Origin of the sequence: Paenibacillus sp. GCM10027626 (assembly GCF_042676285.1) — a bacterium.
In the GTDB taxonomy this organism is placed as follows: domain Bacteria; phylum Bacillota; class Bacilli; order Paenibacillales; family Paenibacillaceae; genus Paenibacillus_Z.
Window position 1 is genome coordinate 66,156 of the sequence record NZ_JBHTHC010000022.1, and the last position, 16,835, is coordinate 82,990.

Below are 16,835 nucleotides of genomic sequence, written 5' to 3' on the forward strand. Positions count from 1 at the left end.
CGGAATGTGGAAAGAGGTCTTGGACACCTTGTCTATATTAAATTGCAACTGTGCTATTTCCACTGCCATTGCTTCACGAACAAGTTGGCGAAGCCTGTCCGCATTATTGATAACAAAGGCATAGACCACCCTTGGCTCCAAAGCAAGGATTTTTCTTGTGTAGTTAAAATTTTTGTCAAACAGCTTCCGAATAATTGTATTCATATAGCTGTATTCCATACCAATCTCCATGCCGATTCTACCGACCTTTTGGTGGTACTCTCGACCATGTGTGTGGGTGTTAAGTTTTTCTGTTACGGCAATAACATTCATGTCTGATATTGCCACATTGCTTATAGTAGCAGTCTCCCCTGAATAGGTGTATCGGTAAATGTCTTCACTCAAATTAAAGCCAGCAGTTTTAAGTCGAGTGGTATTTTCAGTTTTAATGTTTCCAGTGTTTATAGTCTGTTCAAAATACTTTGCAATGGCAAGCAATGCTTTTTGAGGGTCTCGGTTGTCTGTTACCATTGTCCGCTGTTCGGAAGTGAGGGAAATATCTTTATACTCGTTTTTGAGAAACAGTGTGCAGGCATCTAATGCACCTCTCCCCATACTCGTCTTGACACCTGCGGTGAACTTTTCATCGAAAGTATAAAGATAGCAACTGTCCAGTAATTGATTTTCGTAATGTTCCGCTTCTGGCATACGACGGATTCGTCCGATTGTCTGTATTTCAAAGGTTTCGTCCATATTGTCACGGAGCTTAACAAGAATTTGTGCTCGTGGGCAGTCCCAACCCGTAGCTACCGCTTGCTTGATGATGATAGCGGAGGAAGGTGCATTAATTTCTTCAATCCCCTCTAAATTCTCATGCTGATTGGCAAGCCATACTGCAAGCTGACCATTTTCATAGGTCAATCCCTTCTTTTCAAACCAGTGCTCAACTATATCCTGTAAAGTTTCAGAATTATTGGGTATTTGCACGACAAGAAGAGGATTGAAATCTTTATTGTGCTGTAAAAAGGTGGAACGAATTTCCCTTTGCTTATCGTAGGCTTTTTCAAGCAAATATTCCGTTTGGTTTTCTGTTTGCACTACCTGTTCAAAATTTTCATTGATAATGAGCATTTTCTTGATAAGACCCGCCGCAATAACGTCTTCTTCAGGTATATTTATTATTTCTGCGCGTGCAATACCTTTGGGCGTAGCGGAGCACCGGATAATCTTGTCTGTTTGAAAATATTGGATGATTTCATCCGCCTTGACGGTATTATTCTGATGACTTTCATCCACGATGACTACAAAACGAAGGCCATCATTCAGAGCATGTTCGATATGCTCAATAAAGTTAGTTCGCTCGCTGTCCTTGAGAGCATTGTTCCCTTTTTTCGTCAGTTTCTCCCAATTAATAAAGCAGGAGTCATTTTCCATGAATCCGCCTGTCATTACATCAGCAAGCAGTTTGGTCTGCGACGCATGGATATATTTATCCATCTTTGCTTTGCTCTGTTCCTCCAGAGATCCCTTACCTGGAGTGAGCCATACAAACACCGTGTTTGGATAAGACTGTATGTATTGGTGCATAAAATAAGTCAGTATGATGGTTTTACCGCTGCCAGTTGGGCTTTTCAGAATAATATCCCGTACCGGCTTTTCCATTGCTTCAAATAAATCTTTGACAGCTTTTAATTGAAACCTTTTTAACTCCATTTTACTCACCTCTCCTGCAAATCTCGATAGTAGTAATCAGGGATAATACTTATTTCAATATTTCGCTCTTTGAACAAGCCTTCCTGCTCAGAGGTGGGTAAGAGGTCGTGTCCCATATACAGTTTGCGACATTTGGATAAATTATCAGTACTTGCAGTATAAGCGTTCAGTTCTTCTTCAGTGAGAACAATACCAATTTCAGCATTATTCGTAAAATTAACACCATTCTCTAGCTCTACCAGTTCACGGATGTGACGGAGCAGTTCATCAGCATATTCGTAATACAGTCGTTCTGAAATTGGTATATAGTCCACTTTGTAATATTTCAGACTGGCAGTGTATTTATTCTTCTCGATAACACGCTTAAGGCGCTCATAAGTTATATCGCGGCATATGTTATTTTCATTATTGGTGCAGAGAACAAAGCGACGTCTCCCACCATCCATAGCATTTAAATTCATTACAGCGTGACCTGTGGTGCCAGATCCAGCAAAAAAATCAAGAATTATTCCATCTTTCGGGCATGAAATATTGACAATGTTCTGAATTAGTTTCGTTGGTTTAGGATGAGTAAATACTTTTGACATTCCGAAAGCTTCTTTTAACTCTTGTGTTGCATCAGCGTTTAGACCATGATTATCCCACCACGATTCGGCTTTCCTCTTTGAAAAAACTCTGTCTTTTATAAAAACTCGTTGTACCGGACGCGCCTTACCACTTTTTCCAAATATGATTCTGCCATCTTTAATGCGTTTCAACACCTCTTGTTCGTTAAACACCCAGTATCTACCTTCCGGTGGATAGTATGTGTCACCTGTTGTAGGATTTGTTATGGGGAAATGAGGCCCCTTGTGATTAGCAGATAAATCGCTTGTCTTCCAAGGGCCACGCGGGTCATTATCTGGATTACTGTAATTTTTTAAAATATCTTCTTCAGAAATTTCAAAGCCTAAATCAAATATATTATCAATAGATTTAGAGAAACAAATAATGTAATCATGAACTGGGGGAAGCCAGCCCATATTATTTCCATTTGTCTTTTTCTTCCACAGTATCATTCCAACAAAATTGTTTTCCCCAAATACTTCGTCACATAACATTCTGAGCTGTGCAACTTCATTATCATCAATCGATATGAAAATCACACCAGAGTTTTTTAATAAAATTTTTGCTGATCTTAGCCTCTGATTCATGAATGAAAGCCATTTACTATGACGAAATCCATCTGTTGAATCAATGAATGTATCGTCATATACAAAATCTTTGTTATTTGTGTTGTATGGTGGATCGATGTAGATAAGGTCAATTTTTTCCTTATGCGTTTTCTCCAACACTTTAAGGCTTGCCAGATTATCCCCTTCAATAAGGAAGTTTGGCTGTTCATCATTATTGATAAACAAATCTTTTTCTTCGGTCAACACCGGCGAGTGGGTAGCCAACAGCGCATCAATACCTTCGCGGTGTTCCTCAAATACCAGCCCGTATTTTTTTCCCTGCACATCCTTTTCTAGTTCGGTTAGATAGGAGAGCAAATTGCCCGTATTCTCATCTTGTGGCGCTATGGAGATAAAGGTACGAATTTGCCCGATTTTACCAAGCAAATCATCTCGATTCTGTTTTGATACATTTGTACTCATTTCGTTCTCTCCAATCCATTTCTGCAAATATCTGAATTAGTTCTACTCCGATACTGTCGGCAAGAGGCTGCTTCTCAAATATTAAAAATTGCGCTGTATTGTGTCAAATTTTTGGCCATTTTGTTTATTCATGGGCATTATCCAACTAGGAATAATTTCCTAAACTTTATCATACTGCATCTTTTGCTAATGCTCAACAATATACTAGTCTTTACACGATGCTTTTGCTCAAACTGTTGCCTACTGTTCTGAATTTTTTATATCACTTTCTATAACACTATATTCATAATGGTTGTAATTTCCTTTCTCTTTAGTTCAAAGTGTTTGGTTTTACTAGCTTTCGTAGTTTAGGATGAACACAAATATAATAACTAATTATTAATTAGCAAGCGTCTAAGCAACTAAATTCGACATAATCCTCGATTTTCCTTTTATGGATTCCAATACAGCATATCATTAACACTATCTATTAGTATTATTCTCTCCTATAAAACTATATTATCCCTCTGATGAGCTGGACACACCACGTGTTCGACTATTTCATTTCCAATTCAGGGAGGCAATTCAAATGCACACGTATAGTCAAGAAGAACTAAAACAGCTATTTGCACAATGCTCACGCGAACATCCATAATAATATGTGGGAACATAGGCTATTCGGTTCCTATCCGCCGCGGCACGCTAAAGCTTTGATTTATAAGTTTTTCTATTAGACCCCCATTCCACTAACGAAGCACCAGCAGAAGGAGAAAGATAGTCCAACTTAAGGCTATTTTCAGATAAAGTATTGGTTTTGTTTGTTTGGTATTTTTTTGTCCCCAACCCGACCCCCAAATGAATTATCGTGATCCTCTGGACCAAAATAGTCGGCGCTGTGTTTACAATAAGCTATGATTTTACAAAAAACTTATCTTGTGTGGGTTTCCAGAGTCACCGTGTTACAGTTACCCCTTGCTGCCGCGGTTTATTATTATCGTCGTAAGTACATTATTGATGCAACGATTAAATTTAGTTTGGATTGATGTAACTGAGAAGAACGACAGCGAGTTTAGAATGACTGGGTAGTGAATCGTTAACATGCCCAAGATCACGGAACGCACCATTTGTCTCTAGATCCCCTACGAGACACACACCGCCACAACGGCCGCCAAGACAAAGCGGGCATCAAATTAACAACCTGAATGCTCGTAATGTTCAACAAATTGCAGCCGATCACAAAGATTAACATCCCCCCGACTGCTGTAATATGCAGACTGATCACCTTGAGCCGAGACGGGCTGAGTAATGTAATAATCCAGGAAACGCTGATAAGAGCAAGCTTGATAGATAAAAACAGGAGGAAATGGAATTATCTAGATAAAAGACGAAGCATCCCTTTCGATTGGTCATCTTGTTATGTCCATACGCTCATTTTCAAAAACAGATTTACATATTTTTCTGTCGAATGGAGAATCAATCCGGTAATATATAGTAGGGCAAAGTCGTCGTTAACGGAAAATTATAACGGCTCCCTCCATTATGATCAATGAAATTGGCAAGTTGCACGAACTCTTGAACCAACACAGGAGGCCTTCCAAAGCCGATGCCAAATATTCTTTCCCCGTGTTGAGAACCCATGATGGTACCATTCACCCCACCCAAACATGATCCAGTTCCTTCCCCCATAAACTCACGAAAAAACTCCAAATTATCCAATGCTAGATGGTTTTTCAGGGATTCCGCTGCTCGTAGATAAGCTTCCCTCAGTCATCTAGCTCCAAGTAGCGACGAATTCTCAGCCAGTCCCCTTTCTGTAGTTCGAAAGATCGGTTTCGTTGTCCTAAACTACCACAATGGAAAACCGGAAAAACGGCTGTGTTTGCCCCGACAATAATCGGAGATTCTTGTTCAACCAGGTTCCTGAAGCTGATACCTTTATGGCCATATTCACGAAGCAACGATTTGGTCGCTTTCTCTCCCAGTGTAACTGCAATTTTTGGTTGTATAAGTTCTAAGAGTGGCTTTAGAAATGAGTTGACGCAATTTCGAAACCACGGTCCCTTCACCTTCCCAGCCAATCCTCCATCGGATTTCATACAAAGAATAGCATTCGTAAAAAATAAATCCGGATGTTGATTTCTAAAGTTGTTCTCGTTGACGTCCACGCCAGCGATTTGAATCAATTTCATTAATGCACGATTAGTTGCACTGTTGTCAACATTGCATTCACCGCCTTGTTTCTCTAGTGTTCCAATATCCCCCCAGTCTTGACCGATGACCATTATCTTTGCATTCAGACTGCCTTGCCAGTCGGTCCAATGCCCAATTTCGTTGGTATCGTACTTTCCACTAAAAGCAATGCTCGGATTTTGAAGCTCGCACTGTTGGGAATCGCATAAGGTACATGCCTTTCGTTGCTTGACCAAGACCCCGTAGGCGAGTTGTTTCATTTGGCTGTCCATGTACTCACTCCTGAATAATGATTCGTTAAACTCTCAACCTAATTATACAGTTACAACTGGACATATTTCGACTATATGCTATAATCATCCATAAAAATATTGGGATTTCCAGTCGAATTCTGGCATACTGGTAAATCGCCAGAAGCCATTTTTGACCGGCTGCCTGATTTACGAGAGGTTGGTCGTGGTAGATTGGGGTTTGAGGAGGGATTCGTAAAATGGGTCTTATTAGCCCTGTCGGGCTCGTTGTCATTCTACTTTTTATTGCCCTTGTTGTCTTGGTTATAAGCTTAATCATCAGGCGCAAATAACGAAAATCCGAAAGCGATTCGTTACCGGCATTATGCGTTCAACAGACAAACGCTTCAGATGTGTTGGTGGAATTATATCCCGCCCCAGTGCTTCATCATTAAATGCGCACTGCCTTGCTGTTACTACATTTTGTAAATGATGTTTAGGCTCGCCGCGGCTAAAAAATGTATAACACCTATTGAACGAATGCGTCGGATTCACCTTGGAGCAGCGGGTATATGTTTACCATTTCGCCAGGCGGCAACGTGGCATTCACGAAGCAAGGAGCTGCCGTAGGACCGACGGTGAACAGCGGTCTGAATCCAAAGGCTGAATTCGTCACGCTCACGGTTGTCGCGGACACAAATACGTTAAGGGGTTACGTTAACGGCAACTTGCTAATCACCGTCACGGATTCTGCCTGGAGTTCGGGATACTTCAGCCTTATCACGTTCAATAACAGTTCTTCCTTTAAAAACGTACGGCTCTCGGGAGCCGTACCGGACGCCCCATCCGGTCTTGCCGCCGCGTCACCGGCGGGATCGCAAAGCGTACGATTAAGCTGGACGGCCGCAAACAACGCGAACGCGTACAGGGTCAAACGGTCGGAAACGGTTGGCGGGCCGTTCACCCCAATCGGAACGGTTAGCGGCGATACTACCTTCGTCGACAATTACGCGTTGAAAAGCAAATCCTATTACTATGTCGTTACGGCACTGGACAGCCTAGGAGCGGAAAGCAGCGATTCGAACCTCATCGGTCCGATCACGGCAAGCTATTGATTCTTCATCGCCCGTTGCCTTGCGGCTCTAACGGGAAAAACCGCGTATGTTTTGCGTGTGAAATCGCAACATACGCGGTTTTTTTATCGGTAGATGAGAACCCGATTTATCGCGTTCATCTGTTAACCCCCTTCATTTCGCTGATCGTATACACGGCCCGTCTGTCAGCGGCAATGGCGGCCTCGCTGGCCTTGATTATGCTTTCGTGCGTCAATATCGACGATTCGCCTGCAATCCTGCGAACGAAATCTTCTGAGATCGTGCATGGAGGTGCTGACAGCGGAACCTTTGCCCATTCGTCTTCGTTCGTCACTTCCAGCAGCAGCGGCTCCTTCCCCATCAGCGGATCTCCTTCCAGCCGCAGCTCCGCAAAACCTTTCGTTCCCGTCACAAAAATACGGCCGTCCCCCCAGGTCCAGCTTCTCTCCGGCGTATGCCAATCGGCATAAAGCTGCATGACGATTCCATCCTCCATGACGACCTGCAAATTAACCGTATTGTAGAAGGTCGGATACTGAGGCAAAATATTTTTGCCAACGACGCCGTCCATCTGCTTAATTTCCTTTCCGGTAAGCCAGCGCAGCAGGTCGAAATCATGAACAAGCAAATCGATCAGGATGCCCCCGCACTGTTCTTTGACAAAAAACCAGTCCGGACGCGCAGAGGGGTTTAACCGATGCGGCTTGCGTGTACTGATTCCGACAATGTCGCCAAGCTTGCCTTGATCGATATGCTTCTTAACCGTATAAATCGACGGACGAAACCTTTCCGTCAGCAGCATGCCTACTTGAATCCGCCCTCTCTCCACTACCCGCTTCAGCCGCTCAAGCCCCGCTTCATCGACGACCGCCGGCTTGTCCACCATAACATGCTTGCCATGGCGTTCGCACAACTCGATAACGTCTATCTTCTCGCTATTAATGGACGCACAGCCGATGATGCCGACCGCATCATCAAGCAACTGCTCGCAATCATCGACAAGCGTGATGCCGTATTTGCCGGCAATCGCCTCGGCGAGCGCGCGGTTCTCCCGCTCATATAAGCCCGCGCACGCGAAGCCGAGCTCCTGCATCTCCTGAATAAAAATTTCAATATGCCCGTGCTGACAGCCGATAATAGCATACATTGTTGTGTTCATTCCGCGGCTCCTCCCAGGGAAACGGCCCCCGGCAGCATAGAAAGCCGCTCGCGGCGGTCTTCTATGCACCTCTCTATGAAATTAATTGTTTTTCTCAAACACTTTATCCGCTTGGACACGGAATTCAGAAACCGCCTGGTCAATGGTCACTTGGCCGAATTGCTGCTTCTGCACGATTTGCTCGAACAGCTTCGTCACTTCTCCGGCACCTTTAGGGCCTGGATCATACCAAGCCGGTTCAATGCTGGAGACGTGTTCAAGCATTGTGATCATTTTCTTGTCTCTATCCGTAAACTTCGGATTTAAGTACTCCCGAATTTTCTTGTTCTCCGGAAGACCGCGCTCTGTCTCGAGAATATCGGCCGCTTCCTCGGTATTCACTAAAAAGTCGATAAACATAGCCGCTTCCTTCGGATGCTTGGACTTCGCCGAAGCGGACAGGAACATCGCCGTTTGCAGCACGCTGCCCGTCTTCTGTCCGCGAGGATAAGAGATCATATCCACGTTATTCTTCATGATGTTCTCGTAAGCGGGCAAAGTCGCGATCCAGGTCGGTCCCATAATGGCTACACTGCCTTTAAGCAGGGCATCCTTATTCGGATCCGCGTTGCTGAGCGGCAGGAACGAAGCCGTCAGGTTAGCGGGAGGAGCAAGCTCTTCCTTGCGGGCGTCCTCCCACATTTGCAGCCACTTCTTCAAGTTGTCGTCCTGATAGCCGAGCTTGTTCCCGTCATACATCTTGTCGCCTTCCGCGAACAAGTAGTACATGAAGGCTTCCAATGAGGGAGCCGAATCGAACACGCCGTAAACGCTGCCCCCAAGCTTCGTCTTCAGTTGGCGTGCGGATTCGAAAATTTCTTCCCAGGTCGAGTCGAGCTTCGGCACCTCTACCCCCGCTTGCTGGAAGATGCCCTTGTTGATAAGCAGAACGGAAGCGTTGTCCGCCATCGGGATGCCGGCCAGCTTGCCGTCGACCGTGCCTTGATTCGCCAAGATATCGGCGTTCAAATCCGCCACGCCCAGCTCTTTGCCGGCATGCGGTTTCAGGTCGGCGAGAATGCCGCGTTCGGCATATTCTTTAATATACAAAACGCTCATTTGCATAACATCCGGTGCGTTGTTCGCCGCCACCTGCGTGGACAGCTTCTCCCAATATCCGTCCCAAGATGAATACTCCGGCTTAATCGTAATATTCGGATGCAGTTTCTCAAACTGCTCAATCGCTTGCAATGTCCGATCATGCCGCCCTTGGCTTCCCCACCAGGAAAAGCGAAGCTCTACCTTTTCTCCGCCGGATTCCGCTCCCGCACCGCTCGAACTGCTCTCGTTCGCTCCCGCGACGGCCGAGTTCGAAGGGGACGCATCTCTGTTTCCCGACCCGCACCCGGCTATTAATCCTGTCACCAGGGCCAACGGCAGAGCGAGGGAACACCATTTGGACAGCTTGGTCCTTCTGTTCATCATTCGCTAACACCCCTTAAGTTTGAATGACTGGCTCTACCCTCATTATAGGAATCTCTATTTTTATAAAAATAATAGAAATCTATAAAATGTACCGTAAATATACAGAGTATAATTCCGGCTTCTAGCCAAACTCGGACGGGTTGCAGCCCCAATACCTTTTAAACTGCTGACTGAAGTACGCATTGTTCTTGTAGCCTACTAATAGTGCAATTTCATATAATTTGTACTTGCCGGACGCCATGAGCTCCTTTGCCTTTTCCATTCGAATTTGCGTCAAGTATTGGTTGTAATTTTCTCCCGTCACCTGCTTGAAAATTTGACTCAAGTAATTTCTCGTCAAATACACCTTGTCGGCAATGACATCGAGCGTCAAATCCTCAGCATAATGCTCCTGCACATAGCGCTTGATAAAATCGACCGTTTTCCGGTGCTTGTGCGTTCCCCGGCTGCTCATGGCCTCGGCGGCCGGCAGCATAATCTCCTTCAGCCAGGCTTCGAAATCCCGAATGCTCGTCAGCCGCTCGATGTCCTTGTACAAACGCATACCGGGATGGATTGTCTCCATTTGAATTCCGCTCTCGTATAAAGAGATCGCCAGCATTCCCATCAACTCGATGGCAATATCACGCAGCTTTCCGATGCCGGGAGCACCTTGCTCCAGCAGCAGCCCTGTCAATTCCCGTATGCGTCCGGCGATCAGGTCGACCTGCCCCTCCACAACCGCTTCAACTAATTTATGATAAATTTCCAGCGGATGGCGAATCGCCCTGCTTTCTCTGCCCTGCAGCTCATCCTCGCTGAGCAGCCAAGCATCGCCCATGGAATCTTTTTCCGCCAGCAGGCGGCTTGCCTCCTGGTAAGAGGCGGGGATTTGCTGCACCGAATCAACCGGCTTCCCGACGGCCGCCCATACATGCAGCTTAAGGAAGCTCCGGATGTTGTCGGCATATTCCCGGGCCGTCAGCTTGACCCGGGACATGACGAATTCCTTGCGGACATCCGCAGGTACCGAAACAAGCAGAACGATAACACGGGACTGGATGTCCGCCGCTTGAACGCCGGGTCTTGTCCGGTTCATCTCTTCGACGATATTTTTAACCCCATACGCAAATGTAGGCAGATCGCTCGTCTTATAATCGGCCCGCTCCCAAGTAACGGCATATTCGAGCATCACGACGGCAAAATATTGGCGGGCAAAATTAAGCTTTAACCGCTGAGACACCTTCTTGAAAAAAGCCGTTTCGCAAAAATTCGGCTCCAGCAACCCTTTGAACAACTGTTTTCTCGTTTCGGGCAAATGGATTTCAAGCAGCTCGCGCAGCTCCCGGTCCTCCTGCTCACTGCGGCGCCTACTCCGAATTTGCTCGGCTGCCCCTCGAAGCACATGGCTAATATCCGTCAACGTGGCGGGCTTGGACAAAAAATTGAAAACTTGAAGCTGAAGCGCGGCCTGCGCCACCTTGAAATCTTCATAGCCGCTCAAGATGACCGCCACGGCCGTAATCCCCCTCTCCCGCATCGACTCCAGCATTTGAATGCCGTTCATAACCGGCATATAAACATCCGTCAAAATCAGATCGGGACGATGAAGTTCGATCTGCTCCAAGCCTTCCTGCCCATTCATCGCAACACCGACCAGATCGATGCCGAATTCCCCCCACGGAACCGACTTCTGCAGCCCGTGAAGCGTTGTCATATCGTCGTCGACAATAACCGCCCGTATCATGCTCCCACTTCTCCTTCCGCCAATATCCCGGCAGCTTCCGACGGCTCCTGGTCGAGCTTCGGCAAGCAAACGATGACCTTGGTCCCTGCCCCCGGCCGGCTGTCTACCTTGATCCCGTATTCAAACCCGAAATAAAGCTCGATTCGCTCTCTTACGTTTCTAAAGCCAGTATGCTCCCGGGAAACCGAGAGCGCGGCGGGATCCATTCCGTGCCCGTCGTCCTCCACCGAAAAGATCAGCTTGTTGTCCTCCAGCCAGCCTGCCACGCGAATCATTCCCCGCCTTCCGGAATGAAAGCCGTGAATGAGAGCGTTCTCGACGAACGGCTGCAGCGTCAGCTTCGGGATGTAATAATCGTTCAGCGAATCCGGCAGATCAAATTCAAAACGGATATGGTTGCGGTAGCGAATCTTCTGAAGCTCGGCGTAACATTGAAGATGCTCCAGCTCTTTGGCAACCGTAATAAAAGCGGCTCCGCTAGACAGGCCGATCCGCAGCATTCTTCCAAGAAGCGACAGCATCCGGCTGATCTCGTCCGCGCCTGATTCGATCGCATGCCAATTCATCGTATCCAGCGTATTGTAGAGGAAGTGCGGATTGATCTGCTCCTGAAGCACCCGCATTTCCGCTTCCCGCTTCCGCCGATTCTGCTCGTTGACCTCCTCGAGCAATCGAGCCATGTTTTGGGTCATTTGATTGAAGTTTTTGTTCAAGTAGCCGAACTCATTCTCATAATCGTTCTCGACTCTCAAATCAAGATGCCCCTGCTTCATCCGGTTCATCGCCTGAATAAGACGCCGGATCGGCCGAACGAACTGCCTTGAAAGAAAAAACGCCATCGTGACGGCGAGAATGACGCATATTGCTGCCGCGAGACCGATCGTCTGTTGAATTCGCCGGCTGCCCTGCGTAATTTGGTCCCACGGAATGATATCCATCGCGATCCAGCCGGTACGCTGCTGCTTGCTCCAGATAAGCAGCCGTTTTTTGCCGAGCTCGGCGACAGCATAACTGGCCCCTTCTGAAGCCCGGTCAATTATTCCCGGAAGCCGGCCGGCCAATTCGCTGTGTGGAATGGCATACTCCGCTTCGGGATCGGACTCCACCATCAGCCGCATATTCGAATCCAGTACGTACCTTGCCCCGTCCGCCGTCTGGCCGGACATAAGCTGCCGGATGTAGGACAACTTCAGGTTGAAGGAGAGAATGCCGATCTCCTCCCCCTTGGTCGAGAGCACCTTGCGCATAAAGCTGACGACGCCTTCTTTCCCGGCAAGGTAGCCCTCGACCTCCAGCGGGCGGGCGCCGAACCAGGCCGAATCGGCATTTCGAATTGTTTCGTAGGACGGACTGTTCTTCAGAATGTCGTAAGCAAACACGCCATTGGCTCCGATATGCGTGCTGACAGTCGTATTTTTGGCATAAAGCTGGACGGAGTGAACCGCCTCGTCCACATAGCTGTGACGGCTAAGCAGATCAATGACCTCGGCGTTCTGCTCAATCCGCTCAAATGAAGACTCGCTCTTTTGCAAATATTGAATGACAACCGGATTGCTGGAAATGACTAAGGAGTCGTTCTCTACCGTGTTCAGTTGCAGCTCGATCTGCTTGTTGATTTCGTTCAGGAGCAGACGACGCGAAGAGATCGTCTTGTCAACGACCTCTTGGTTGGTGATATAGTAGCCCGTACTGCCAAGAAGCGCAATGAGCACAGCGGATATGAACAGAAATGAGGTGAAAAAGGTAATGGAAAACGGGATGGTCTTAAAAGGATTTCTCATGTTGACACCTGCCCCGGCTGTTATTAACCTTAGCATAAGCCGCCGTTGCAAGTTGTACAAGCGGCAAATTATCCTTTTATCCCTGTTGTAGCAATCCCTTCTACAAAATACTTCTGCGACACCAGGAAAAGAAGGAAGCTCGGCACGATGGACAGCACCGACATGGCGTACATCGGCCCCCATGTAACAGCCGAAGAATTATCGAGGAACAGGCGGAGCGCCAGCGGAACCGTATATTTAGCCGTGTCTGTCAAATATATCAATTGCCCAAGAAAATCGTCCCACGTCCAAATGAAGCTGAATAGCGCCGTCGTTATGAGCGCAGGCACGCAAAGCGGCAGAACGATTCGAAATGCGATCCCGAGCATCGAGCAGCCGTCGATTTTGGCCGATTCATCCAGATCCTTCGGAATTCCGCGAATAAATTGAATGATCAGAAAGACGAAAAACGGGCTGACCGCCAAAAAATGCGGGACGATCAGAGGCAGCGTCGTGCCGACCCAGTCAAAGCTTTTGAACAGAACATATTGCGGCACCAGCGTAACCTGTGTCGGCAGCATAAGCGTCAGCATTAAAATACCGAACCATAGGTTTTTTAACGGAAAGTTAAGCCTTGCAAAGCCGAACGCAACGACTGCGCTCGATAGCACCGTTCCGATGACCGACAGACATGCGACAAAAAACGAATTGTAAAAAAAGTGGCCGAATGAGAAGCCTGAAATCGCTGTCCACCCCTCAGCAAAATTTTCCCAGTGCAGTACAGATGGAATCAAATTCGATTTGGGAATTTCCTCGTTCGTTTTGAGCGAGCTGCCGAGCAGCCACATTATGGGGTATATCATCAGAAAGCTGCCGGCAATCAGCACCGCGTATCGGGAGACGAGCTTGTAAGTCATCGGAGGTTCTCTCCTTCCGGTTATTTTCCTGACTGTTGCGAGTTAATTTTCATAATGAACCCATCTCCGGGAGCTTCCGAATATGACCAGTGTCGACAATGCGATCATAATGAGCAGCACCCACGCCAACGCGCTGGCATATCCCATATCGAAATAGGCAAAAGCTTTCTGATACAAGTAGAGAGCGTAAACCAGAGTCGAGTTGATCGGTCCGCCTTGAGTGACGACGAACGCTTGCGTAAACATTTGGAAGCTTCCGATCGTTTGCATGACGAGATTGAACAAAATAATCGGCGTCAGCATTGGCAGCGTAATCTTCAAAAAAGTTCGTATCCTTGAAGCCCCGTCCACCGAGGCGGATTCGTACAGATCCTTCGGAATTTGCTTAAGTCCCGCCAGGAAGATAACCATGGAAGAACCGAACTGCCATACCGCCAGCATGATGAGCGTGTACAAGGAGGTACTGGGCAAATTGATCCAATCCGTCGCCGGAATACCGATCAGCGAGAGAGTCTTGTTCACGATGCCGTCGATGCCGAACAAATTCCGCCAGATCGCTGCAATGGCCACGCTTCCGCCGATAAGAGACGGCAAGTAAAATATCGCCCGGAACAGAGACATTCCGCGGATCGCCTTGTAAAGGAGCATAGCCACCAGAAGAGCGAAGACCAGCTTAAGCGGAACCGATAGCACCACGTAGGAAAAAGTGACTTTGATCGCTTGCACGAACGTTTGATCTTCCATAAAGATTTCGCGGTAGTTCGCCAGCCCTGCCCATTTGGGCGATTCGAGCAAATTGTAGTGGTTTAAGGAATAATACAGCGATTGAAGCATTGGCCAAAGCGCCAAGGCGAACAATCCAATCAGCCACGGCGAGATAAATACGTATCCCCATACGGATTCCGTATACTTGCTCAGCTTGTGGCCTTCTTTGACTTTAGGCCTTATAACCGGCTCCCATTTTACAGCCATAGCGCACGCACTTCCTTTCTTCTGTCCATGTCCCTTCATCGAATAAGTTCATTTTATCCAGCCGGCCGACTCGGCTAAATAGCAGAAATCTATAATTTGTAACGGATATATACGAAGTTGACTGTAAAAGATGCTAAAAATAAAGTTGAATTCTTACCGAATTTTGTTTGATAATCGTTATGACTAAAGCCGCGGTCTATTCAACACTGCAGGCGTGCATCTTGGACAGCTGGAACGGTAAACCAGCAGCACAAAAAGCTCTCCCCGAATGCGGGAGAGCTGATCATCACTACCTTCGAAAAACCAGGCGCACAGAGTACGTGCAAACGGATATCCGGACCTTTCCAAGGCATCGTTCTTCAATTCTTCAAGCCGATCCCCGTTTCTCCTCAACTAATTACCCGTCAACGTCCGTTGTTCCACCCACGTACCCGGAGTTCCTGACGCGACGCACACCCAGCCGTCGATGATGTATTTTGAGCCGGCCGTTCCCTGTTCGGAGGGGGCGGTATTCAGGATTCGATCCCCTTGAGCCCAGGAACCGCTGGCGGGCGCTCCCACTCCGTTCCCGATTTTTTTGTTGCCAATCTTCACCCAGTCGAATCCGCGGTTATTGAATTGGGCCCATTGGACGAATCCGCTGCCGTCCGGGTTATGATGAAACCCGCCCATTCTCGTGCTGTTGTCCAGCGTGATTGACATCATATGCCCGTAATCGGCGTCGATCTTGAAATTACTCTCTTCCGGAAGGCCGTTGTTGGTGACGACCGCAGTTCCGTCGAGCTTCACCCCGAGTCTCCGCATCGGAACGTTGTTCAGCAAGTGATGGGACGCATTCGTGCCGATTTGAAACATAAGCACCTTCGCCCCGGCCTCAATAACGGGATCGGGCTGTCCGTTCGATTTGTCGTAACCGATGAACCCGGTGCCTTCGTTCCCCGCTTTTACTAATGTCGAGCCTTGGAAGTGATAAAACCAGTTCGACGTCGGCACAAGCTGCGCATCTGTTCCCTTGACGACAAGGGAATAATGCGAAGGGTACTGCCGGTTGATGCAATAAAAATTGATAAAGGTATTATTGTCCGACTCCCCCAGCACAAAGCCGTCGGAGCCGTTATGATCGATTACGAAGTTAATAAAGGTATTGTGGCACACATTGCTGCCCGCCGTATCGGAACCGATCGTCAAACAGTTCGGCGACCGCTCCAGAATGACGTTCTGGAATAGATTGAACATGACGTTGTCGTGCGGGAAGGTCGATGTCGTCCAGAGGCGAAGGCTGGTTTGGGTCGTTCGCATGATGCGGATATGGTCGACGGATCCCATGCAAAAGCGTTCTAAATACAAGCCTATGGCTGCCTTGAAATCGCCGTCCAAGGCTATGTTCTGAATGCGCGCGCCCCTGATTTGGTTCGGCGAGCTGTAATCCGTACCCGGACTATACTTGATCATGTTTTGTGTGCCGGCGGAACCGACCCACTTGATGACACTGACCGGCATATGCAGCGGGTCGCCCCCGGTCGCGTCCAGATTGTCGCCGGCCGTTCCGTCGCCATACAGACTGATCGCTTTGGAAATCGCCAGGGTGGCGCTGATCCCGTAGGTACCCTTAGGGAAATAGATCACGCCGCCGCCGGCGCTTTCCAGATCGTCGATCGCGCTCTGGATCAGCAGCGTCACGTCGGAGCCGTCCCCGCTGGCGCCGTATTCCGCCATGTTGATGACGCCCGTAGTAGTGCAGACGTGATCGGTTGTTGCGGTCGTCGTGGTCGTGGCGCCGCTGGCGCTGGCGGTATGGCTAGGAAATCTCGTATTGAAAATCATGCCGCCCATTGCCGCCGCAACCCCCAGGGTCCCGATCGTACCGAGTAGCGCCCTTCTGCTGATCACCTTTTCGTTTTCGCCTTCCTTGCCGTTCATATCGTCTCTATTGCTCTCGTTCATGTTCACTCGCCTCCTTTTGATTGCCTTGCGGACTTTCCTTGCAGCGACCTGAAGACAATTGCTTGTAGTAC

General features: G+C 47.9%; 11 protein-coding genes and 1 pseudogene. 1 reads left to right on the forward strand and 11 read right to left on the reverse strand.

The window, feature by feature from the left end:
• Nucleotides 1-1,191: 1,191 nt before the first annotated feature.
• The 4 genes and pseudogenes from ACFQ0N_RS30430 to ACFQ0N_RS30445 form a co-directional block, all read right to left on the reverse strand.
• Nucleotides 1,192-1,692, reverse strand: a pseudogene (locus tag ACFQ0N_RS30430) (DEAD/DEAH box helicase family protein); the annotation flags it as partial.
• A 5-nt stretch (nucleotides 1,693-1,697) separates the two neighbouring features.
• Nucleotides 1,698-3,329, reverse strand: coding sequence for a site-specific DNA-methyltransferase (locus ACFQ0N_RS30435; protein WP_379333585.1), 1,632 nt, complete (start codon nucleotides 3,327-3,329; stop codon nucleotides 1,698-1,700).
• 1,087 nt (nucleotides 3,330-4,416) lie between these two features.
• Complete coding sequence (locus ACFQ0N_RS30440; protein WP_379333698.1) at nucleotides 4,417-4,665, reverse strand: DUF554 family protein; 249 nt, start codon at nucleotides 4,663-4,665, stop codon at nucleotides 4,417-4,419.
• A 406-nt stretch (nucleotides 4,666-5,071) separates the two neighbouring features.
• Nucleotides 5,072-5,770, reverse strand: coding sequence for a uracil-DNA glycosylase family protein (locus ACFQ0N_RS30445; protein ID WP_379333587.1), 699 nt, complete (start codon nucleotides 5,768-5,770; stop codon nucleotides 5,072-5,074).
• A 530-nt stretch (nucleotides 5,771-6,300) separates the two neighbouring features.
• Between ACFQ0N_RS30445 and ACFQ0N_RS30450 the strand changes: the two genes are divergently transcribed.
• Nucleotides 6,301-6,843 (forward strand): hypothetical protein, encoded by a 543-nt coding sequence (locus tag ACFQ0N_RS30450; RefSeq protein WP_379333589.1) that lies wholly within the window; start codon nucleotides 6,301-6,303, stop codon nucleotides 6,841-6,843.
• A 115-nt stretch (nucleotides 6,844-6,958) separates the two neighbouring features.
• Here ACFQ0N_RS30450 and ACFQ0N_RS30455 read toward each other — a convergent pair whose 3' ends face one another.
• From ACFQ0N_RS30455 to ACFQ0N_RS30485, 7 genes are all read right to left on the reverse strand, one after another.
• A complete protein-coding gene (locus ACFQ0N_RS30455; protein ID WP_379333591.1) occupies nucleotides 6,959-7,981 on the reverse strand; it encodes a Gfo/Idh/MocA family protein in 1,023 nt (340 codons plus the stop codon).
• An 81-nt stretch (nucleotides 7,982-8,062) separates the two neighbouring features.
• Nucleotides 8,063-9,445, reverse strand: a complete 1,383-nt coding sequence (locus ACFQ0N_RS30460) for an ABC transporter substrate-binding protein (protein WP_379333593.1) — start codon at nucleotides 9,443-9,445, stop codon at nucleotides 8,063-8,065.
• A gap of 121 nt (nucleotides 9,446-9,566) precedes the next feature.
• Nucleotides 9,567-11,171 (reverse strand): response regulator, encoded by a 1,605-nt coding sequence (locus ACFQ0N_RS30465; RefSeq protein ID WP_379333595.1) that lies wholly within the window; start codon nucleotides 11,169-11,171, stop codon nucleotides 9,567-9,569.
• Nucleotides 11,168-12,952, reverse strand: a complete 1,785-nt coding sequence (locus ACFQ0N_RS30470) for a histidine kinase (RefSeq protein WP_379333597.1) — start codon at nucleotides 12,950-12,952, stop codon at nucleotides 11,168-11,170. The genes ACFQ0N_RS30465 and ACFQ0N_RS30470 overlap by 4 nt, the downstream gene beginning before the upstream one ends.
• Nucleotides 12,953-13,020: 68 nt before the next feature.
• Nucleotides 13,021-13,848: a carbohydrate ABC transporter permease gene (locus tag ACFQ0N_RS30475; protein WP_379333599.1), complete on the reverse strand. Its 828-nt coding sequence runs from the start codon at nucleotides 13,846-13,848 to the stop codon at nucleotides 13,021-13,023.
• 42 nt (nucleotides 13,849-13,890) lie between these two features.
• Complete coding sequence (locus ACFQ0N_RS30480) at nucleotides 13,891-14,820, reverse strand: carbohydrate ABC transporter permease (RefSeq protein WP_379333601.1); 930 nt, start codon at nucleotides 14,818-14,820, stop codon at nucleotides 13,891-13,893.
• 393 nt (nucleotides 14,821-15,213) lie between these two features.
• On the reverse strand, nucleotides 15,214-16,764 hold the full coding sequence (locus ACFQ0N_RS30485; protein WP_379333603.1) for a glycosyl hydrolase family 28-related protein: 1,551 nt from the start codon (nucleotides 16,762-16,764) through the stop codon (nucleotides 15,214-15,216).
• Nucleotides 16,765-16,835: the final 71 nt, after the last annotated feature.